General features: G+C 72.8%; 17 protein-coding genes. 5 read left to right on the top strand and 12 right to left on the bottom strand.

The window, feature by feature from the left end; all coding sequences use genetic code 11:
* The 4 genes from ABZ565_RS34420 to ABZ565_RS34405 form a co-directional block, all read right to left on the bottom strand.
* Nucleotides 1-98: biotin carboxylase N-terminal domain-containing protein (locus ABZ565_RS34420; RefSeq protein ID WP_281179312.1), on the bottom strand; the 98-nt coding region annotated here is incomplete at its 3' end.
* 11 nt (nucleotides 99-109) lie between these two features.
* A complete protein-coding gene (locus tag ABZ565_RS34415) occupies nucleotides 110-361 on the bottom strand; it encodes an acyl-CoA carboxylase epsilon subunit (RefSeq protein ID WP_361036014.1) in 252 nt (83 codons plus the stop codon).
* A complete protein-coding gene (locus ABZ565_RS34410) occupies nucleotides 358-1,977 on the bottom strand; it encodes an acyl-CoA carboxylase subunit beta (protein ID WP_361036011.1) in 1,620 nt (539 codons plus the stop codon). Before ABZ565_RS34410 ends, ABZ565_RS34415 begins: the two co-directional genes overlap by 4 nt.
* A gap of 1,153 nt (nucleotides 1,978-3,130) precedes the next feature.
* Entirely contained in the window at nucleotides 3,131-3,325 is a 195-nt protein-coding gene (locus ABZ565_RS34405) for a hypothetical protein (RefSeq protein ID WP_361036008.1), read from the bottom strand.
* Between the two features lie 206 nt (nucleotides 3,326-3,531).
* Here ABZ565_RS34405 and ABZ565_RS34400 point away from each other — a divergent pair, with 206 nt between their 5' ends.
* A complete protein-coding gene (locus ABZ565_RS34400) occupies nucleotides 3,532-4,482 on the top strand; it encodes a helix-turn-helix domain-containing protein (RefSeq protein ID WP_361036005.1) in 951 nt (316 codons plus the stop codon).
* A gap of 123 nt (nucleotides 4,483-4,605) precedes the next feature.
* Nucleotides 4,606-5,529, top strand: a complete 924-nt coding sequence (locus ABZ565_RS34395; RefSeq protein ID WP_361036002.1) for an AfsA-related hotdog domain-containing protein — start codon at nucleotides 4,606-4,608, stop codon at nucleotides 5,527-5,529.
* Here ABZ565_RS34395 and ABZ565_RS34390 read toward each other — a convergent pair.
* Genes ABZ565_RS34390 through ABZ565_RS34355 form a run of 8 tightly spaced genes read right to left on the bottom strand, consistent with a single transcriptional unit; the run spans nucleotide 5,509 to nucleotide 16,444 of the window.
* The gene (locus ABZ565_RS34390; protein WP_361036017.1) at nucleotides 5,509-6,369 is read right to left on the bottom strand and encodes a 4'-phosphopantetheinyl transferase superfamily protein; all 861 of its coding nucleotides are present in this window, start codon (nucleotides 6,367-6,369) and stop codon (nucleotides 5,509-5,511) included. The two genes, ABZ565_RS34395 and ABZ565_RS34390, sit on opposite strands and share 21 nt — an antisense overlap.
* A gap of 2 nt (nucleotides 6,370-6,371) precedes the next feature.
* A complete protein-coding gene (locus ABZ565_RS34385) occupies nucleotides 6,372-6,617 on the bottom strand; it encodes an acyl carrier protein (protein ID WP_361035999.1) in 246 nt (81 codons plus the stop codon).
* Complete coding sequence (locus ABZ565_RS34380; RefSeq protein ID WP_361035995.1) at nucleotides 6,592-8,520, bottom strand: HAD-IIIC family phosphatase; 1,929 nt, start codon at nucleotides 8,518-8,520, stop codon at nucleotides 6,592-6,594. The genes ABZ565_RS34385 and ABZ565_RS34380 overlap by 26 nt, the downstream gene beginning before the upstream one ends.
* A complete protein-coding gene (locus tag ABZ565_RS34375; protein WP_361035992.1) occupies nucleotides 8,517-9,563 on the bottom strand; it encodes a 3-oxoacyl-ACP synthase III family protein in 1,047 nt (348 codons plus the stop codon). Before ABZ565_RS34375 ends, ABZ565_RS34380 begins: the two co-directional genes overlap by 4 nt.
* A complete protein-coding gene (locus ABZ565_RS34370) occupies nucleotides 9,560-12,562 on the bottom strand; it encodes a beta-ketoacyl synthase N-terminal-like domain-containing protein (protein ID WP_361035989.1) in 3,003 nt (1,000 codons plus the stop codon). Before ABZ565_RS34370 ends, ABZ565_RS34375 begins: the two co-directional genes overlap by 4 nt.
* On the bottom strand, nucleotides 12,559-12,849 hold the full coding sequence (locus tag ABZ565_RS34365; protein ID WP_018554972.1) for an acyl carrier protein: 291 nt from the start codon (nucleotides 12,847-12,849) through the stop codon (nucleotides 12,559-12,561). The genes ABZ565_RS34370 and ABZ565_RS34365 overlap by 4 nt, the downstream gene beginning before the upstream one ends.
* 35 nt (nucleotides 12,850-12,884) lie before the next feature.
* Complete coding sequence (locus tag ABZ565_RS34360) at nucleotides 12,885-14,633, bottom strand: acyl-CoA dehydrogenase (protein ID WP_361035986.1); 1,749 nt, start codon at nucleotides 14,631-14,633, stop codon at nucleotides 12,885-12,887.
* Entirely contained in the window at nucleotides 14,627-16,444 is a 1,818-nt protein-coding gene (locus tag ABZ565_RS34355; protein WP_361035983.1) for a fatty acyl-AMP ligase, read from the bottom strand. Before ABZ565_RS34355 ends, ABZ565_RS34360 begins: the two co-directional genes overlap by 7 nt.
* A gap of 211 nt (nucleotides 16,445-16,655) precedes the next feature.
* Here ABZ565_RS34355 and ABZ565_RS34350 point away from each other — a divergent pair, with 211 nt between their 5' ends.
* The 3 genes from ABZ565_RS34350 to ABZ565_RS34340 all read left to right on the top strand — a co-directional run.
* A complete protein-coding gene (locus tag ABZ565_RS34350) occupies nucleotides 16,656-19,292 on the top strand; it encodes an AfsR/SARP family transcriptional regulator (RefSeq protein WP_361035980.1) in 2,637 nt (878 codons plus the stop codon).
* A gap of 76 nt (nucleotides 19,293-19,368) precedes the next feature.
* Entirely contained in the window at nucleotides 19,369-21,237 is a 1,869-nt protein-coding gene (locus tag ABZ565_RS34345; RefSeq protein ID WP_361035977.1) for a methylmalonyl-CoA mutase family protein, read from the top strand.
* Nucleotides 21,227-21,474, top strand: a 248-nt coding sequence (locus tag ABZ565_RS34340; RefSeq protein WP_361035974.1) for a methylmalonyl-CoA mutase family protein, incomplete at its 3' end; no start/stop codon positions are given. The genes ABZ565_RS34345 and ABZ565_RS34340, both read left to right, overlap by 11 nt.

Genomic DNA, 21,474 nt, shown 5'->3' with positions numbered 1-21,474 from the left:
TCGGCGTAGACGGCCACGCTGCCGATACCCGCGTCCCGGCAGGCCCGGGCAACACGGACAGCGATTTCGCCACGATTGGCGATGAGCACCTTGCGGATATGGCCGGTCGTCACGACACCCACGCTCCGGGGGCACGGTAGGAACCCGCGGGCTGCTCCCAGCGGATGCGGCCCCGCCCGGGTGCGCGCGGCTCGTCGCCCCGCACGCCGTCGGCGGCACCCGCGGCGTCCCCGCCAGGCGCGAAGCGGGCGGCGAGTACCGCGGCAAGCGCGGCAACGTCCTCGGCGCTCGGATTGCCTCCGGTGATCCGCAGCGAGGCCAGCGAGAGTTCCACCCCGGCTCGGGGCTCCCCGGCCGTCACAGCGGGAGGTTTCCGTGCTTGCGGCCCGGGAGCGGCACGTGCTTCGTCCGCAGCATGGCGAGAGCGCCGATCAGCCGGCTGCGGGTGTCGGCGGGATCGATCACATCGTCGACGAGGCCGCGCTCGGCAGCGTAGTAGGGGTGCATGAGTGCGGTCGTGTACTCCTTGATCTTCTGTGCGCGCATCGCCTCGGGATCGTCGGCGGCGGCGATCTCGCGGCGGAAGATGACGTTGGCCGCCCCCTCGGCACCCATGACGGCGATCTCGTTGCTGGGCCAGGCCAGTGCGACGTCGGCGCCGATGGAGCGGGAGTCCATGACGATGTAGGCGCCGCCGTACGCCTTGCGCAGGACGAGCGAGATCCGTGGGACGGTGGCGTTGCAGTACGCGTAGAGCAACTTGGCTCCGTGCCGGATCACTCCGCCGTGTTCCTGGTCCACGCCCGGAAGGAAGCCGGGTACGTCGACCAGAGTGACCAGCGGGATGCTGAAGGCATCGCAGAACTGGACGAAGCGGGCGGCCTTCTCGCTGGACTCGATGTCGAGCACGCCGGCGAGGACGGCGGGCTGGTTCGCGACGATGCCGGTGACCCGGCCGTCGAGCCGGGCGAGGCCGCAGACGACATTCTGCGCCCACTGCCCATGGACCTCGAAGAAGTCACCGTGATCGACGATCTCCTCGATCACCCGGCGCATGTCGTAGGACTGGTTGGGCTGGGAGGGGACCAGGTCCAGCAGGCGTTCGCACCGGCGGTCGGCGGGGTCGTCGGCCGGGGCGACGGGCGGAAGCTCTCGATTGTTCGAGGGGAGCATCGACAGGAGGTGGCGGACGTCCTCCAGGCAGCTCTCCTCGGTGTCGTACGCGAAGGCGGCCACTCCTGAGACCGCGGCGTGCACATCGGCACCCCCGAGGCCGTTCTGGGAGATCTCCTCACCGGTCACCGACCGGACGACATCGGGGCCGGTGATGAACATCTGTGAGGTGCCGCGGACCATGAAGACGAAGTCCGTGAGCGCCGGGGAGTACGCCGCGCCGCCCGCGCAGGGCCCGAGCATCACCGAGATCTGAGGGATGACGCCGGAGTTGCGGACATTGCGCTGGAAGATGCCGCCGTAGCCGGCCAGGGCCGAGACGCCTTCCTGGATACGGGCGCCGGCGCCGTCGCACAGGCCGACGACGGGGGCTCCGGCGGCCTCGGCGAGGTCCATGACCTTGTGGATCTTCTCCGCGTGGGCCTCGCCGAGGGCGCCGCCGAATATCCGGAAGTCATGGGCGTACGTGAAGACGGTGCGGCCGTGGACGGTGCCCCAGCCGATGACGACACCGTCGCTGTGCGGCTTCTTGTCCTCCAGGCCGAAGCCGGTGGCCCGGTGACGGCGCAGGCCCTCGATCTCGACGAACGTACCTTTGTCGAAGAGGAGGGCGACACGTTCACGGGCCGTCAGCTTGCCTTTGGCGTGCTGGGCCTCGGTGGCGCGGTCGCTCGGGCCGCGGAACACCTGCTCCTGGAGGGCGTTCAGTTCGGCCGTGCGTTCGCGCAGGGTGGTGTGCGGAACGGGCTGGGGCGTCGGCGGGCGCTCCGCGGGGCGTACGGGCCTGTCCTCGACGATGCTCATTCAAGGTCACCTTTCGACGCGGGTGGGCCAGTGGGCCGGCTGGCGCGCCACAGAGGTTCGGCGGACCCCCTAAAGCCAGGCTTGCGTGCAGGACGGCGGAGTGTCCCGGCGGGCGGGGCGGGAGCAGGGACTCCGCGGCACCCGTGCCTGGTGCGCGTACATGTGTGGATATCGCGCGCGTCCGCCGAGGAACTCATGAAGGGGGCAGGATGATCAGATTCTTCGCTCCCCGCGCCGGACGGGAAACCGAACGCCGGACCTGTTTTTTTCCTCGTGGCGGAGACCCCAATTAGCGCTGAGCGACGGGCCGGTCATTCTCCGGAACCGCGGCGCGGTGAAAGCCGAGCTGCCCGAGTCGCACGGATGTGCGGGGCAGGGATTTCCCGTGTTGTCTTGAGCATGACCATTTAGGAGTGTCGGAGGCGCCCGGCGAGCTGGGGGAACGTCGGCGGAGCAGCTACCGCCCCGACCGGTCAGTGGAGAGCTGTGGTCCGGCACGACCCGTCCCGGTGCTCGGCGCCACGGCCGGACTCCTGCGGGACCGGGCATCCTCGTACGCGGCCAGGTACTTCAGCGGGCCGCCGCGGGCCGTGGCACGAGGTACGCCTCGCGCGGGGCGTACCGCTCGTGGGTCACGGGGCGGACGGGAGGGCCCCGGCCGGGAGCACGGGGGCGGGTGCGGCGCGGCCGCACCGGCGGGTGCGCGGTGCACCTGACGTGCGCGCGGCACCGGAGTCCGGCCGGGGCCCTCTGCCGGGAAGTCTTTTCCCCGTACGGCCCGATCGGATCCGCGGCCGGAAACGGCACCTCGGCCGCGGAGCGCCTGGAATTCGCGAAATCCGTAACGCCCCGCAGCCCGGACGGAAATCCGGGCAATACCGAGCACGCCGCGGAAGGAACCGACAGAATCAAAAGGGTGGCCGTCAAATGAACGGCCTTGCATTCTTTGGGGTGCACGTGCATCCGGCACATGCGCAGAGCATTCGAGAAACTCGGTGCACATTTACGTGCGGAAGGGGCGCATCTCGCCGGATGGAGTGGCAAGGGGCGGGCCCTCATCGGTCACGGATTGCCCCAGGAACGGCAAAGCTCCCGCAACCGGCCGTGTCGGCCGGTCGGGGAGCGGAAGAGCAACGCCGACCCAAGGTCCGAGTCAGGGGTGGGTGACACCCCACTGGTCGTCGAGAACGTGGAACCACACGTCACCGCCGAGGGACGAACCGGAAATGTCGGCCTTCGCTCGCAGATCCGGAGTCGATGCTTCCGCCAAGCCCATTCCAAGACTTCCCCAAATTCCGAGCGTAACGAGCAAACCCGAGAATATGCGCTTCGCCGCTGCCTTGTTCATCTTTACCCCCTGTAGACATCCGTGCGGTGCGAGGTACAGACTGCCAACCGGCTCAAGTCGCTCTCAAGCGAAACTCGATGACGTAAAGTGGTCTGGCAACTAGTTCCACGTACGGGGGAGTAACCAAGGGGATGGCCGGAGAACCGCTTTACTTGCCGCACTCCGATGCCTTCGACGACGACTGCGCCATTGCTTATCAACACGCCGTGACTCATGGCCGGTACACGCGGCACGGAGTGGCCGAGGCGCTCGGGATCAGCCTCGAAGAGGCCGCCCAGATCGAGAAGAAGTTGCAGACCCTGAGCCTGCTCCACCCGACACCCGGCGAGCCGGGCACCTTCGTCCCGGTCAGCCCCGACGCGGCGGCGGCCGACCTCGTCGGACCCACCGAGACACAGATCCGTGAGCTGCAGCAGGCCGTCACAGACGTACGCACACGGATGCGGGCTCTGGAACCCACGTACTTCGAGAGCCGCCAGCGTCGCAACCAGGCGGAAGCCTTCGACATCATCAGCGACATCGGCGTCCTGCAGTCGATGCTCAACGACTGGGGCGCCCGGTGCCATACGGAGGTGCTCACCGCACAGCCCGGCGGCCCCAGACCCAGCCACTTCCTCGACAACGCGCGGCCGCTCACACTGACGCGCCTGGCGCGCGGGGTGACGGTGCGCCACCTCTACCAGCACACCGTACGCAGCGATCTGGCGACCAGCGCGTACGTGCGGGCCGTGACAGCCGCCGGCGCCGAGGTCCGTACGACGGACGAGCTGATCGACCGGATCGTCATCTACGACCGGGAGATCGTCTTTCTCCCCGAGCAGAACGTGGACGGCCGCGCCCCCGGTGCGGTCGTGGTGCGCGAGCCGGCGCTCGTGGCCTTCCTCTACAAGGTGTACGAGCACCTGTGGACGGCCGCCACGTCCTTCTCGCCGGGGGCCGAGGAGCCCACAGCCGTGACCGATGACCTGAAACGATCGATCGTCAGGCTGATGGCCCAGGGGCACAAGGACGAGGTGGTGGCGCGACGACTGGGCATGTCGGTCCGGACCTGCCGTCGTTACATTTCCCAGATCATGGAGGAACTGGAGTCCACCAGCCGGTTCCAGGCGGGCGTGAGCGCGGCCGCGAGCGGGATGCTCGACTCCCCGACGGCATGACGTAAGGCATTACGTGCCGGACCACTTGCTGCCATCACGGATGGCTGGTTCCGGCGTCCTCCAACCGTGCACTCTGAATCGGGCCGAGACCGGATCCGGTCCGGTTCTGAGGGGGTGTGGCGTGTGCGGAGTCCCGCGGTCCGTCATCTGATCCACCGGCCGAGGTCGTGGCAGCATCCGGTACCGGCCGTACCTGACACCGAGGAGGAGTTCGTCCTGGTCTGTGAGTTCCCGGCCGGGAACTCACAGGGGCGGCGCTTCCATGAGCTGTTGGACGTGGTCGGTGCGGTCCAGGAGGCCGCTGAGTTCATCGGGCGCTGCCATTTCGCCGTGAACCCCGACCGCGTGGCGGTCTTCTACCGCTTCGGGCTGTGGGCGGACGACATCGCGGCGCTGCGCGGCGGTGTGCCGACCGGTCGGCTCGACGTCCGGCTGAGCGTACGCCCGGACAAGGTCGTGGACGGCGTACCGCGGGTGCTGGAGTTCCGCATGGCGATCCGGATCGACGGCAGTCCCTGTGGTGCCGGGGACGCCAGCCTGGTCTTCCTGGCGCCCGGCGTGCACACCAACCACCGCCGCCACAGCCGCGCAGCGCTGCTGGCCGCCTGCGGCACGGCCGGCGGGGGCGGTGCGGCCGCCCCGGCGGGCTCTCCTGTCGACGCGGCCGACCTCGGGTACGAGGACTCCCGTGACGTGCTGCTGCGCAACCCCGGTACAGCCGGCGGACGGCTCGCCGTCGACGTGGTGCTGCCCCCGCCCGTCGACGGGGAGATCCCGGCGCGGGTCCTGCTGGAGGCCGTGCGGCAGGTCTCGCTGTACGCCGCCGTGCGGGCGCACGGGCTGGCGGCCCGGCGGATCACGCTGGCCTCGCTGCGGGCGCACTTCCGGGGCTACGCGGAACCGGACCTGCCGCTGCGCTGCGCGGCAGTGTGGGAGCCGCTCGGCAAGGACGGGAGGGGGCGGCGGCTGGCGGCGGTCTCCCTCAGCCTCATCCAGGCCGACCGGGCCGTCCTGGAGACGACCACCTCAGTGGTCGAGGACCTGTGACCAGTAGTCATGCGACCACTCCCCTTCCAGCGCCTCGGTGAGCGCGGCCACCGCGTCGGAGTCGAGCATGGTGGTGATCTGGGCGTCCACGGTCCGGCCGAGCCCGGCATCGTAGACGGCGGCGCTGACACAGAACTCCAGGCCGTCGCTGACCAGGAGGCACGTGCGGAAGGACCACTCGTCGCCCGCTCCGGGTGTCCCGTCCGGGCGGTGCACCTGGGTGGGCCGGCCGTCGGGGCCGAAGCCGAACTCGGTGAACCTGAACCGCATCCCCTGCCCGATGGCCTTGCTGTACGCCTCCTTGAGCGTCCACAGCCGCAGCAGGCTCGGGTTGCGCTCCTCCTCCGGCAGCTCGGAGACGAGCAGCCGCTCGTGCGGGGTGCAGATGTGCCGGTCGAGCCCGCGGCTGTAGATACGCCGGTCGGACCGCTCGGCATCCACACCGACCAGGCCGCGCGTGGTCAGGCCGACCAGCAGCAGGTCGTCGGTGTGGCTGAGGCTGATGTCGATCTGGTCGCAGCCGCGCAGGTACGGCCGGCCGGTGGGCCCGTACATCAGTTCCAGGTCCTGCGGCTCGGCGTGCAGCGCGGCGGCCGCGGCGTGTTTGAGCAGCATGCGGGAGGCGGCGAACTGGTCGCGCATCTCCTCGTGCGTGATGTCCCGGTAGCGGGTCCAGTCCCGGCCGAGGGTGGCGCGCAGCGCGGCCCCGCCGGGGTCGGCGGGGCGCCAGTCGTCGAGGCGGCCGTGCACCAGCGCGGTACCGTGCGCCGCCAGTTCGCTGCGCACAGCGGTCCAGTTGGTACCCGCCACGGTCGCGGCGAGGGGGTCCCCGATGGCCATGGTCACGGTGCGACCACCAGACCGTGGACCTCGGCGAGGTTGCGGGCCTGGAGCACCCGGGCGACCGGGACGGGACGGCCGGTGGCCCGTTCGGCGAGCATGACCAGGCGCAGCAGGTGTACCGAGTCCCAGTCCAGCAGGGTATCGAAATCCGCGGCGGCTTCCTCCGGGGTCAGATCGAGACCGAGTTCCTCGCAGACGTGGGCGAGGAAGCGGGGCAGGTCAGTGATGTTGCAGGTGGTGTCCATGGACCCTCCCTCCGAGTCGGGCGTCGAGGGTCAGATGACCCGGTACGGGCGGCAGGGGGTCCAGCGTGTGCCGGAACCAGATGCCGTCCCCGTCCGTTCCCTCCTCCGCTGTGAAGCCGAGGGACGGGTAGAAGCCGCGCACCCTCGCGTTGCTGCGGGTCGGGCGGTAGCGGGCCCGCACGGCGGCCAGGTGCTGACCACGGGCATGGGCCAGTACGGTGGCCAGGCAGGCGTCCTCGATGCCGCGGGCCAATGCCCGGCAGCTGAGGAACACGTTGTCCACGGCCAAGGTGTCCCCCTCACGGCGGATGAAGAGCGCGCCGACCAGCCCGCTGTCGCCGAAGCGGTCGCTGACGCGGACGGCGAGCACCTGGTGGCCGTCGGCGTGGTGAAGAGCGGTGACGCGGTCGGCCTGGACCCGTTCGCCGGTGAGGTTGAACTGGTTGGTGCGCAGCGACAGCTGGGAGAGCCGGCGGATCTCGTGCGGCTCGGGCTCGGAGAGGGTGACCTCGGTACGCAGTTCCGCCAGGTAGTCCTCGTAGGAGCCGGTGCTCCCGCGGAACTCCTCGCGTGCGGCGGCCTCCTGATAGCGGACGGTGCGACGGGTGTCGTCGTCGGTGATCTGCGGCGTGTCGAACCAGCCGTCCCGCAGCAGGGCGTGCAGGTGCAGGGCCGGTTCGGCGCCGAGTGGCACGACCGCGGTGCCCGGCAGGTGGCGGCGGACCAGGGCCCGCTCCGCGGGCGAGTCGTCGAGGAAGACGAGGGCGTCGGCGGAGATGCCCAGACGCCGGGCGATGGTGTGGAGGCTGCCGTCCTTGGGCTCCCAGCCGGCGTGGACGGCGACGAAGTCCGCGGGGCGAAGGGTCATGTCGGGGTGGCCGGCGAGCACGTCGCGGACCGGGCCGGGGTCGTTCTTGCTGCTGACGGCGAGCAGGACCCCCTGGGCCGCGAGCTGTTTCGCCACCCGCTGGACGGCCGCGTACGGCTCGCCGATCAGGCTGCCGCCCGGCGCGATGCCGTCGGGCCCGTCCTCGCCGAGGACCCCGCCCCACAGGGTGTTGTCGAGGTCGAGGACGAGGCACTTCTTGGCCAGGCCGGACCGGGAGCGCAGCACGTGTGCCGCGTCGCGGGCGTAGGCGGAGAACAGCTCGTCGGTGAAGGGCGAGCGGGTGTAGAGGGCCAGACGCGGGTCGCCGGCCGGGCCTGTGGACGCGATGACCGGGTCGAGGTCGAGGACCACGACGGCGGGGTGGCTCTCGGTCAGGCGCAGCAGACGGGCGTTGAACTCGCGCCACACCGCGCCCAGCCGGGCGCGCCCGCGTTGGTCCACGAGCTGCTGGGCGCAGTGGCGGGGCAGCGGGAGGGTGTTGAGGACCAGGGTGCCGGTGCCGTCGGCGGTGTGTGCCTCCGCGACGAGGGTGAGGCGGGCGGCGAGTTCCGCGCAGGCGGTCTCGACGTCGTCGGGGCCCCAGGGCAGCGGGAGCCGGCCGAGGACTGCGTCGGCGTCCAGGACGCACAGAGTGAGGTCGGGGCGGGCGGTGCGCAGTTCCCCGCCGGGGTCGGTGAGATCGCGCAGGTAGGCACCGTGGGTGCCGTGGACCTGGTGGGCCAGCAGGCCGTGCCGGGCCAGCTCGGCGGTCAGCGGGTCGGCGAGCTGGGCCAGAGTGGAGTGCCCGGTGACGGCGACGGTGACCACGGGCGTCGCCGGATGACCGGCCAGGACGTCCTCGGTGCGCAGGGAGGCCAGAACGCGGCCGCAACGGCGCAGTTCGGACAGCAGGTCGGCCTCGGTCCGGGCGGGGTCGTCGGTGATCTCGGCCAGCAGGGCGCGCACCTGCGGGTAGCACGCGGCGAGTCTCCCGGTGGTGTGCAGCGCGCGGAGTTCTTCCAGCGGGGTGGTCACCGTGTGTCCTCCTTCTCCAGGGCGAGGCCTGCCTTGATCCACTTACTGGACTCGACGACGAGGGCCAGGGCCCGGTCTCCGGGGCGGAGCTCCGGCACGAGGCGGTCGAGCTGTACGAACGGCAGGGCGTTTCCGGTGTTGCCGGTGTCGGCGACGCAGGAGATCTCCCGGGGGCCGGGCAGCGCCAGATCCTCGACGATGCGCCGGGTCATCCGGCCCGAGAGCTGTGGCGGCAGCAGAAAGTCGAATTCGTCCGGGCTCCAGCCGGTGGTCTCCAGCAGCTGCCAGAGGATCTCCCCCGCCATGGTGGGCACGCCCTCCTCGATGGCCTTGTAGTCCTCGTGAAGCATGCTGCGGTTCGGATCCCGGCGGGCGGGCCCCTCCCAGTCGATGGTCTGGCCCGGGGCGCGGCCCTGCCCGGTGAAGCAGTTGAGCAGCGCCCGTACGCCGATGGCCTCGCCCTCGGGGTCCGCGCTGACGACGGCCGCGCCCGCGCCGTCGCCGAACAGCACGTAGTTGACGAGCTCCTGGGTGGGCAGGGTGGAGGCGCCGCGCGTGGGGTCGAGGAAGCGGGCGGTGACGTCCCCGCCGACGACGAGCCCGGCCCGGTGGCCGGAGGCGATCAGCGCGCGGCCGAGGTCGAGGGCCTGGACGGCGCCCGCGCAGCCCGCCTGGATCTGGTACACGGGCAGGTAGTTGAGACCGAGCCGGTCGGCGACCTGTGTGGCGGTGGTCGGGAGCAGGGTGTCGGGGGTGGTGGTGCTGAGGACCAGGAAGTCGAGGTCGCAGGCGGCGAATCCGGACGCGGCGAGCGCCCTGCCTGCGGCCTCGGCGCAGAGGTCGGTGAGGGAGTGCAGGACCTCGCCGGTGGCCAGGTCCCAGCCGAAGTGGCGGGCGCGGGTGCCTACGAAGAGGTCGATCCACTCCTCGCTGATCCCGAAGACCTTGCCGAGGCAGGCGTTGGTGACGGCCGGCCCGGGCAGGGCGGCGGCGGTGCCGGCGATGTGGAAGGCGGGTGCGGGCATGCCCGTGGGGCGGCTCATGGGGTGGCTCCTACGCTGATCCACTCGCCGAGGAACGAGGCGAGTGAGCCCACCGTCCGCAGGGCCGGGAGGATTTGCTGGACGGTGACGCTGCCGGTCTGCGGCAGTCTCGATTCGACGCGGTCCTTGAGCTGCATGATCATCACGGAGTCGAAGCCGAGGTCGGCGTAGAACCGGGTCTCGTGGCCGACCCGGGCCGGGTCGTACCCGCCGACCTCGACGACGGCGGCGATCACGGCTCCGAGCACGGGGTCCTCGGGCCCGCCCGGTGCGGGGGCGGCCGGTCCGGCAAGGAGTCCGGTGCCGGCGCCGGCGCGGGGCGCGGCCCCGGACCCGCCGGGGGAGGCGGGGGCCGGGGCCGCGGTCAGGGTGGCGGCACGGGGCACGGGAGCGTGCCAGTACCGGTTCTCGGTGGAGAACGTGTACGGCGCCAGCCGCTCCACAGCGCGGTGCGCGGGCTCGTACAGCTCCTGCCAGTGCAGGTCGAGTCCGCTGCGGTAGAGGGCGGCGGCGGTCTCGGCGAGGTCGGCGCCGCCCGCGTGAACGCCGGGCGCGGGATGCAGCAGCCGCACTCCCCCGGGCAGTCCGGTCCGGCCGGCGAGCTGGATGAGCTGGGGGGCGGGGCCGATCTCGATCAGCACCCCGGGCATCAGGTCGGTCATCAGGGCGTCCAGGGCCGCCTCGAACAGCACCGGTTCCCGGGCCTGCTCACGCCAGTACGCGGCGTCCAGCGGCTCGTCACCGAGCATGCGCCCGTAACGGGTGGAGGCGAAGGGGATGCGGGGGGCGGTACAGGCGACTCCGGCCGCGGACTCGGCGAACCGGTCCAGGGCCGGTTCGGTCAGCGGCGAGTGGAAGGCGTGCGAGACGCGCAGCCGGCCGCTGCGGATACCGGACGCGCGCAGTCCGGCGGCGACGGCGTCGAGTGCCTCCAGGGCACCGGACAGGACCGTGTTGCCGGGCCCGTTGACGGCGGCCACGGCCACCGCCCGCCGGGTGGCGTGGGGGAGGGTCCTCAGCACCTCCCGCGCCTCGGCCGCGTCCGCGTGTACGGAGAGCATGCCGCCGCCTTCGGGGAGTTCCTCCATCAGCCGCGCTCGTACGGAGATCAGCCGGACGGCGTCCTCCAGGGTGAGCGCGCCGGCGGCGACGGCCGCGGCGAACTCGCCGACGCTGTGGCCGAGCACGGCGTCGGCATGGACACCGAGGTCGCCCAGGGTGCGCCACAGCGCGTAGCCGACGGCGAACAGGGCGGGCTGGGCCCAGCCGGTGCGGTGGACGGCCGGGTCCTCGCCGAGGATCAGGTCGCGGACCGAACCGCCCAGGTGGGGGGCGAGTGCGGCGTCGGCCTCATCGAGGTGGCGGCGGTAGGCGGCGCTGTCGCGGTAGAGACCGGCGGTCATGCCCGGTTCCTGGGCACCCTGGCCGCTGAAGAGGAAGCCGACGGCCGGGGGGTGCCAGGCCCGGTCGGCGATACCGGCCCTCAGCTGGGCGTCGTCCGCGGCCGCTCGCAGGGCGGACGCCAGTTCCGTGGTGTCGCGGGCGGTGATCGCGGCCCGGTAGCCCAGGCCCGTCTTGACCTGGTTGCTGGTCCAGCACAGGGCAGCGGCGTCGCCGCGCGGGCGGCGGGCGACGGCCTCGGCCTGACAGGCGAGGTTGCGGCGCAGCGCTTCGGGAGTGTTGCCGGAGACGGTGAACACGCCGACCGGGGCGGCGGTACGGGTACGGCGAGCGGGTGTGCGGCGCACTCGCGGAGCTCCGGCGAGGACGGCGTGGGCGTTGGTGCCGCCCATTCCGAAGCTGCTGACTCCGGCGAGGACCTCTCCGGCCGGTAGCCGCAGGGGCGCCTTGAGCAGGCTCAGACCGCGCTCGGCGAGCCGGAGCTGAGGGTTCTCGCGGGCGGCGTGGCGGCTGGCGGGCACCAGGCGGTGGTGCAGGGCGAGTGCGACTTTGATGAGGCCGGCGATGCCGGCGGCGCCCTCGGTGTGCCCCAGGTTGCCCTTGACGGAGCCGATGGCGCAGGGCTCGGGACGCCGCACGGCGTGGAGTTCGCCGAGGGCGGCGCACTCGATGATGTCGCCGAGCGCGGTGCCGGTGCCGTGGGCCTCGATGAAGCGGATGCGGTCGGCAGTGACTCCGGCGCGCCGGTAGGCGGCGGCGACGACCTCGCGCTGCGACCACCGGTTGGGGGCGGTGACCCCGTTGCTGCGGCCGTCCTGGTTGACTGCGGAGCCCCGGATGACGGCGTACACGCGCTGCCCGTCGGCGAGCGCGTCCTCCAGCCTTCGCAGCACGACGGTGCCCGCTCCCTCGCTGCGCCCGATGCCGTCCGCGTCAGCGCTGAACGGCTTGCAGCGGCCGTCGGGGGCGGCCAGGCCCATCTGCGCGTAGACGCGGCCGAGGGCCGGGGTCAGCACGAGGTTGACGCCTCCGGCGAGCGCGGTGCCGCACTCTCCCGCCAGCAGGGAGTTGACGGCCAGGTGCACGGCGACGAGGGAGGAGGAACAGGCGGTGTCGACGGCGAGGCTGGGCCCCTTGAGGTCGAGGTGGTACGAGATCCGGTTGGCGGCCATGCAGGAACTGGAGCCGGCGCCGAGCTGAGGGGTGACCCGGGAGTGGTCGGCCATGTGGAGCTGGGCCCACTCGCTGCCCATCGCCCCGACGAAGACCCCCGTGTCGCTGCCGGCGAGGGCGGCCGGGGACTGGCCGGAGTCCTCCAGCGCCCGCCACGCGCACTGGAGGAGCAGCCGGTGCTGCGGGTCCATGGCCGCGGCCTCGCGGGGTGAGACGGTGAAGAAGTCGTTGTCGAAGGTGGCGATGTCCTCGATGAACCCCCCGCGCACGGATGCGTCGAAGCCGGTCCCCTCGCGCCGCCCGGCGGGCAGCTCGCCGATGCTGTCGCCGCCGCGGACGAGCAGCTCCCAGAAGGCCTCGGCACCGACCGCGCCGGGGAAGACGCAGTCCATCCCGACGACGGCCACCGCGCCGGCGCCCGTCACGGGCGCGTTCCGCCGGCCGGCACCCTGACGCCGCGCGAGGCCAGGTGCCGGGCCAGTGCGGCCACCGTGGAATGGTCCCAGGCCATGGACGGGTCGACCGGGATGCCGAACTCGTCCTCCACGTCGCCGCAGAGGCTCAGTGCGCACACCGAGTCCATGCCGTACACCGCGAGCGGAACGGTGGGGTCGATGCTCTCGGGCTCCCGGTCCAGGTAGACGGCGAGCCGGTCGGTCAGCCACCCGTACAGCGGGGCGGCCGCGCTGCGCGGCGGCGCGGGCAGGGTCATACCGGGCTCCTTCGGTGCAAGGCCATGCCGGCCGGTCAGCCGGGAAGGGGGACGTTGTACAGGTCGTAGCTGCGCTGGTCGCCGAAGCGGGCGAGGACCTCCTGGTGGATCCGGGCCGTGCATTCGGCGGGCACTTCGACTTCGGGGGCGCCGAGGCGCCGGGCGATGTGGTACAGGGCCAGGGCCGCCCAGGCCGGGTCGGAGAGGAAGGGGTCGCGGCCCGCGTCGCTGTGCCGCCACACGCCGAGGACGGCCGCGGCGGCGAGCACCAGGACGTACCGGTCGGTGAGCGTGAACCAGACCGGGCTCACGGGGGCTCCGCCACCGGGCGGGGGCAAGGCCAGTACACGGGTGCGCAGGTCCCGGAGTTCGTCGACCATCTGCCCGGCGAGCTCGCGCAGGGCACGCTCCACGGGGCTCCGGCCGGTCAGCGTCCCCGCGGTCTCCACGAGGGACGCGCTGAGGCTGTCGCGGCCGCAGGCCAGCGCCAGACGGTCATAGCTGAACGGGGGCAGCGGAGCGCCTGGCTTGAACAGGGCGTCGGAGGCGGGCGGTTCGGCGAACCAGGACCGGGCAGCCAGTGCCGGGAGCTGAGGGATGATCGTGGCCTGGCAGGCGACGGTCCCTGCGTGTCCCAGGCTGACCACGGGCACGTCCCGCAGGTGTTTCTGGAAGACGCCGACGGTGCCGCCCCGGGTGTAGATCTGCGAGCCGAGGACGGTGGACAGGTCGTACATCGTGTCGCTGAGCACGCGCGGCAACAGCGATTTGACGGCCGCCGAGTAGACGCTGGTCTCGGCCGGGTGCAGGTGCAGGGCGCGGGTGGCCACGACGGCCAGGCAGTCGTAGAACAGCAGGTTCACGAAGGCGTTCGCCAGAGTGGTCGCCGTGTGTTCGGGATCGACGGGGGCGCCGTGCCCGGGTTTCTGGGTGCGGTCGACGAGGACGGCCGTGCGCAGACAGGTGTCCACGGCAGCGGCCACCAGGGAGGCCATGATGGTGCGGCTCATCTGGAAGGACCGCAGGGAGGTGGGCACGCCGCTGCCGAGCGGCCCGAGCAGGGTCTGCTCGGGTACCGGGCAGTCCTCGAACGCGACGGAGTCGAAGTGGCAGCCGCGCATGCCGGTACGGGGCCGGCGGCGGGTGACCCGGTAACGGTCGGCCTGCAGGGTCCGCGGATCCAGCAGGAGGGCGGAGTGGCTGCCGCTGCCGGGGCGGTCGTCCGTCCGGCAGAACAGCACGAGGGCGTCGGCCCGGTGCAGGTTGTTGACGACGGACTTGGCACCGCTCACGGAGAGGCCGGCCCCGGTGCGTGTGGCGGCCACCTGGCTGCGGACGAAGTCGTTGGTGTGGGCGGTCTCGTGCTGGGCGATGGCCGCTTTGGAGCCGGACAGCAGCAGCTCGGCCAGCCAGTCGCGCTGGGCCCTGCTGCCGCTCATCCAGACGTCCGATGCGGCCATGAAGGTGCTCATGCCGTAGCCGGCGCCGAGGGCGGCGTCGCGCCGGAAGACCGGGCGCATCACGCGCAGCAGGGTCTCGGCGGAGTCGAAGCGGCCGCCGAGTTCGCGTGGCACGTACTCGGCGTTCAGGCCGAACTCGTCGAGGAGGGCCTCCGCGTCCGCGGACAGCGTGCCACGCCGGTCGGCGACCAGCAGCCTCGCGTAACCGGTGGGATTGCGGGCGTCGGTGGGGTCCCCCAGCAGGAGTTCCAGCTCGGCGGCCCGGCCCCCCACCGGCGCACCGGGGGTACGGGGCCCGGGGTCCAGCGCGAGGGTGCTCACCACGGCAGGTCCTGGGCCCGGCGGGCAGCCGACGCGGGGACGACTTCGTCGTCGGCCGGCGGACGGGGGGTGTCCACCAGGGCGCGCACGGCGGGGTCGAGGACTTCGTGGAGGCTGGAGAGGCCGCCCCTCAGGAACAGTTTCCGCATCAGGGTGCGCTGGATCTTGCCGCTCGTGGTGCGGCGCAGGGTGCCGGGCCGGACCAGGATGACGTTGCCGACGGGCACGTCGAAGTCCCGTCCGGTCAGCGTCTGGATCCGGCAGGTCAGGTCCTGGAGCCGTGCCGTGTCGGTGTGGGGGACGCGCACCTCGTGCACGATGACGAGTTGTTCGCGGTCGGCGTCCACGGTGAAGACCGCACCGTGACCGGCTCCGAGCGCCGGGTCGATCTCGCGGACGGCCCATTCGACGTCCTGGGGGTAGATGTTGCGGCCGTTGAGGATGATGACGTCCTTCAGCCGCCCGGTGACGTACAGCTCGCCGTCCTCGACGACGCCCAGGTCCCCGGTGCGCAGGAATCCGGAGTCGCCGCCCGCCAGCACCGCGTGGAAGGTGTGCGCGGTCTCGGAGGGGCGCCGCCAGTAGCCCTGGGCGACGCTGTCGCCGCGCAGCCAGATCTCGCCCACCCGGCCGCCGGGCAGCGGGCTGCCGCTGACGGGATCCACGATGCGCAGGTCGAAGTCCTGGTCGACCGGGCCGCTGGAGACCAGGGTGCGCCCGGCCTCGCCGGGCTCGGGGGTGCGCAGTTCGTCACGTTCGAGAGCGGCCGGGTCGACGGTGCGGTGGCGGTACGGGGCGCCCGGGATGGTGCCGGAGACGACGAGGGTGGCTTCGGCGAGGCCGTAGGCCGGATACATGCTTCCGGGGCGCAGGCCCGCGGCGGCGAACCGGGCGGCGAAGGCGTCGAGGGTGTCGGCGCGGACCGGTTCGGCACCGTTGAGGGCGAGCCGCCAGCCGGAGAGGTCGAGCTCGGCGAGCTGGGCGTCGGTGACCCGCCGCAGGCACAGGTCGTAGCAGAAGTTCGGTCCGCCGCCGACGGTCACCCCGTGCTCGGAGATCATGCGGAGCCAGTTGACGGGCCGTTTGACGAAGGCGGTCGCGGACATCTGGACGGACGCGGAACCCAGCCACAGGGGGTGCAGCAGGTGCGCGATCAGGCCCATGTCGTGGTAGTGCGGCAGCCAGCTGCCGAACCGGTCGGCGGCCGAGGTGCTGAGCGCCCGTCCGATGGCCGCCTCGTTGGCAAGGAGATTGCGGTGGCTGACCATGACACCGCGCGGCCGGGAGGTGGAGCCGGACGTGTACTGGAGGAAGGCCAGGTCGTCGGGCCCGGTCGCGGGCGGTTCCCAGTCCTGGGCGGCCGATGTCGCGCCGACGATGTCGGAGGCCAGGACGACGGCTTCGGCGCGGGTCTCCATGGCGAGCCACAGGGACACTTCGGCGGCGCTCGCCGCGTCGGTGAGGACGAGCCGCGCGCCGGTGTCCTTGATGATCCCGGAGACCCGGTGCAGGCGCTCGCCCCGGTCGCCGGGGAGGGGGGCGGGCACCGCGATGGCGCCCGCGTAGAGGCAGCCGATGAACGCCTTGAGGAATTCGGGGCCCTGCGGGTGGAGGAGCAGCACCGGCTGCCCCTGGGCGCCGTGGGAGCGCAGCCGGACGGCCAGGCTGCGCGCGGCGGCGTCGAGGCCCGCGTACGAGAGCCGTTCCTCGACCGGCCCCGCGGCCGTGTCGCGCAGGAAGATGTGCGCGTCCGCCTCGCCCAGGACCCGCGCCCGATCCATGATCAGCTCGGTAAAGGTTCGGTACTCGGTCAACGTAGGCCCCCTCATGGTGCGCTCGGGGCAGCAGCGGTACTCCCCTCGTCCGCTCCCACCTGGGCGTCCGCATCGTCCGTTCCGCGGCTAAAGCGGGGCTTGCAGCATGCGTGTGCGGGGGTTGCGGCGCCCGGTTCAGGGGGGCACCTGTCCGGAGCCGGGGTCGGTCGCGCGCCTAGCCTGGCGATCGAAATCAGCCGGGGGAGGGCGTATGCGTTTTCGAATACTGGGGCCGCTGGAGGTCGGCGGGGCCGGGGGGCCGGGGCCGGGCTCCGGGGGCTCCAGAAATCTGACACCGCGCGCCGCGAAGATCCGGGTGGTCCTGGCCGCGCTCCTGGTCCGGGCGAACGAGATCGTCTCCGTGGACACCCTGATCGACGAGCTGTGGGGCGAGGAGCCGCCCCGTACCGCCACCACCACGTTGCAGGTGTACGTGTCCCAGCTGCGCAAGCTGCTGGACGAGGCGGACGCCGAGTACGGCAGGGACGCGCTGGTGACCCGGGCACCCGGCTACGAACTGCGGCTGGACCCCGCGCAGCTGGACCTCACCGTCTTCCAGGAGCTGTACGAACGCGGGCAGGAGCGGATGGAGCAGGGCGAGTACGAAGCCGCGTCGCGGCTTCAGCGCCAGGCCCTGACACTGTGGCGCGGCCCGCTGCTCTCGGACACCCCGCACGGTCCGCTGCTGGACGGCACGGCGGTACGGATGACGGAGGTGCGGACCGCGGCGCTGGAACAGCGGATCCGGGCCGACCTCCACCTGGGACGGCAGCAGGCCCTGATCGGCGAACTGCAGTCGGTGGTCGCGGAGTTCCCGCTGCGGGAGGAGTTCTTCGCACACCTGATGGTCGCCCTGTACCGGTCGGGGCGGCAGGCGGACGCCCTCCAGGTCTTCTCCCGGCTGCGGCGCGGACTGGTGGAGGAACTCGGCATCGATCCCGGGCTGGAACTCCAGATGCTGCACCGGCAGATCCTGGGCGGCGACTCCGAGCTGCTGCGGCCGACGGGGCACGGCGGTGGCGCCGGGGGTCCGGGGGCGGACCGTGCCCGCTCGGTTTCGGGTGTCGTGCCGGGACCGGGGGCGCCGGACGGCCCTGAGGGGGCCGCACCGGCGCCCCCGGCCGCACACCGGGCTGTGGTGGAGCTGCCCGCGGCCGACCAGCTGTTCACCGGACGCGAGGAGGAGCTGGGTGAGCTGGCCGCGCTGCTGGCCGCGCCCGGTGGCCGGATCGTGGTCCTCAGCGGCCAGGTCGGCGTCGGCAAGACCGCCCTGGCCACGGAGGCCGCGCACCGGGCGGGCGAGCGCTTCCCCGGCGGGCGGGTTCTCCTCCGCATGCGGCCCGACGCGCACGAGGACCGCGAAGGCATGGACGGTCCGGCGGCCGCCGCACGGATCGCCCGGCTGTACGGCGCCCAGGGCGCCCTGCCCGGGAACGCCCGCGAACTGGGCGACCTGCTGCGAGGACTGACCGGCAGCCGGCGCATGCTGGTGGTCCTGGACTCGGTGGACCGTGCGGACCAGGTGGAGCCCTTGGCGGCGGCCCTGCCCCAGGCCAGGTTCCTGGTCACCTGCCGGCGGGTGCCGCGCGGGCTGGACGGGCGGGTGCTCCTCCTCGACGTGCCGGCGCCCAGGGAAGCGCGGCGGCTGCTGGTGGCCGCCCGCCGCGGAACCGACACGCCGGACGAGGCGGAGGCCGCGGAGATCACCGACCTGTGCGGCCAGCTCCCGCTGGCGCTGCGCGCCGCCGCCCGCGCCGAACCGTGCGCAGCGGCCCGGTTCCGTGGCACGCCGGGGCGCCTCGCGGAACTGGACGCGGTGGCCCCCGGGTTCCTGGACCGGCTGGGCACCGCGTACGAGGACGCCGGCACCACGCAGCAGCGGGAGTTCCGGCTGCTGGGACTGCTGCCCGAGGGGCCCTTCGGAACGGAATCGGCCGCCGCGGTCCTGGGCACGGAACCGGCCGGCGCACGAGCCGCGGTGGCGGAGCTGGTGGCGGCCGGGCTGGTCCGGGAGGAACTGCCGAGCGCCGGCCGCCCGGCGTGTTACCGGCTGTCCGAACCCCTGCGGCTGCTGGCGGCGGACCGGCTCGCCGCGCACGAGTCGGCGGACTCGGTACGGGCGGCCACCGGCCGGCTGTGCGCCGCGTACGAGAAGGCGCTGCGCGAGGCCACCGTGGAGGTGGACGGGGCTCACCCCCTGGAGTGGCTGGTCCGGCAACGGCCCGCGTTCGTCACGGTGCTCCGCCAGGCAGCCAGGACCGGGCTGTGGGAGCAGACCGTACGCCTGGCCGACGCGCTGACCGGCCTGCTGGAGACCCTCGCCGCATGGGACGACTGGGAGAGCTGCCACCGGCTGGCCCTGGACGCCGCCCATCAGCTGGGCGATCTGCCGGCCCAGGCGCGGTTGCTGCGCTCGCTGGGCGACCGGGCCTGGCAGCGCCGCGATCTGCCGGCCGCCGGCGAACTGTACGAACGGGCCCTGCTGGCCGCCGACATCGCCTCCGACCTGCCCGAACGGAGCCGCGCTCTGACGGGCCTGGCCGATCTGCGGCTGGACGCGGGCGCGGTCGACGGCGCCGCGGCGCTCCTCTCCCCCGCTCTGGACGCGGCCGCGCAGGACCCCCGCGCGCGGTTCGAGGCGCTGCGGGTGATGGGGCTGCTCGCGGTCGAGTGCGGGCGCCCGGCCACCGCCGAGGAGCACTTCGGCCAGTGCCTGTCCGAGGCGGTGGTCCTGGGGGACGCCCGTCTGGAGTCCTATGCCCGGCGCCGGCTGGCGGCGCTGCGCGCCCCGGCCCCGGACTGCTCGGAGGTCCGCCCGGGGGTCTGGCGTCTGCGCTCGGCGGCGTAGGCGGGGGCGGGACCGGCCGACCGTGTCCATCAGTGGCTACGGCCCCGGTTTAGCGGAGCCCTCTAGCCTCCGGGCCATGACGGTCCTGCCTGACGACGGGCTCTCCCTGGCCGCCGAGTTCCCTGACCCGACACATGAGCAGTGGCAGCGCCTGGTAGAGGGCGTACTGCGCAAGTCGGGCAGGGACGCCTCCGGCGATGCCGTGGAAGAAGCATTGTCCACCCAGCTCCAGGACGGGCTCACCGCCCGTCCGCTGTACACCGCGCGCGACAGCGTGCCCGAACCCGGCGCGGCGGGCCTTCCCGGCTTCGCCCCCTTCGTCCGCGGAGGCAGGGCCGCGGGCAACGCAGCGAGCGGCTGGGACGTACGCCAACGCCTCACGGGCACCGACCCCGCACGCGTGAACGAGGCCGTACTCGCCGATCTGGAGAACGGAGGCACCTCTGTCTGGCTCCCCGTCGGCACCGAAGGCGTTCCGGTCGGGGGCATCGGCCCGGCCCTGGCCGGGGTCCACCTGGACCTCGCGCCCGTAGTGCTGGACGCCGGCGCCGGCCACGCGGAGGCGGCACACGCGTTCCTGGACCTGTGTGCCGAACGCCGGATACCCCCCGCGTCCGTCCGCGCGAACCTCGGGGCCGATCCGCTGGGCCACGAGGCCCGGACCGGCGAGCCGCTCGACATCGCCGGCGCCGCCGAGCAGGCCCGGACCATCGCCTCCGGGTACCCCCTGGTCCGTACTCTGACCGTTGACGTCCTGCCGTACCACGAGGCGGGCGGCAGCGCCGCACAGGAGCTGGGCCTGTCCCTGGCCACCGGGGTCGCCTATCTGCGAGCCCTCACCGAGCACGGTCTGAGCGCGGAAGCGGCCCTGGGCCAGCTGGAGTTCCGGTACGCGGCCACCGCCGACCAGTTCCTGACCATCGCCAAACTGCGCGCCGCCCGCCGGCTGTGGGCGCGGGTCGCCGAGGTCTGCGGGGCCCCCGGTGCCGGGGCGCAGCGGCAGCACGCGGTGACCTCGCCGGTCATGATGACGCGGCGCGATCCCTGGGTGAACATACTGCGCACCACCGTGGCCGGTCTGGCCGCCGGAGTGGGCGGCGCGGACGCGGTCACCGTGCTCCCCTTCGACCAGGAGCTGGGCCTGCCCGACGCCTTCGCCCGGCGCGTCGCCCGCAACACCTCCTCCATCCTGCTGGAGGAGTCCCACCTGGCCCGCGTGATCGACCCGGCGGGCGGTTCGTACTACGTCGAGCACCTCACCGACGAACTCGCGCACGCGGCCTGGGAGTTCTTCCGGACCGTGGAGAAGGCGGGCGGCCAGACGGCCGCGCTGCGCTCGGGCCTGGTCGCCGAACGCCTCGCCGACACCTGGGCCGAACGGAGGAAGGGGCTGGCCGAGCGCCGCGAACCGGTCACCGGAAGCAGCGAGTTCCCGCTCCTGGCCGAGAATCCGGTGACCCGTGAGCCCGCAGCCGCGGCGCCGCCCGGCGGCCTGCCCCGCGTCCGGCGCGACGAGGCGTTCGAGGCGCTGCGGGTCCGCTCGGACGCCCATCTCGCGGCGACCGGGAGCAGGCCGCGCGTGTTCATCGCCGCGCTCGGCCCGGCGGCGGTGCACACCGCGCGGGTCTCCTTCGCCTCCAACCTCTTCCGGGCGGGCGGCATCGAACCCGTCCACGAGCCGGCATCCGTCGACCCGTCGACCGTCGCCGAGGCGTACCTCGCGAGCGGCGCGGGTGGGGTCTGTGTGTGTTCCAGCGACGCACTGTACGAGGAGCAGGCCGAGGCGGTCGTCGAGGCGCTCGTCGAGGCGCGGGCGCCGCTGGTGTTCCTGGCCGGCCGGCCGGGGACGTATCGCGGTGTGGACTCGTACGTCTTCGCGGGATGCGACGCGGTCGCCGCGCTGACCCTTGCCCTCGACCGGATGGACGTGCCCCATGAGCAGTAGGAACATCATCCCCGACTTCTCCACCCTGGGCCTGGGCTCCCCCGCTCCCGCCGGCTCGGAGGATCTGTGGCAGACGGCGGTGAAGGAGAGCACGGGGTCGGCCGCGGCCGACCTGGTGTGGGAGACCCCGGAGGGCATCGGCGTCAAGCCGTTGTACACCGGGCGTGACCTGGAGGGTGTGGATTTCCTGGGTACGTACCCCGGGATCGCGCCGTTTCTGCGGGGTCCGTATCCGAC

This window comes from Streptomyces sp. NPDC016469 (assembly GCF_040632905.1).
Classification (GTDB): domain Bacteria; phylum Actinomycetota; class Actinomycetes; order Streptomycetales; family Streptomycetaceae; genus Streptomyces.
This window is presented reverse-complemented; position numbering and strand designations above follow the sequence as displayed.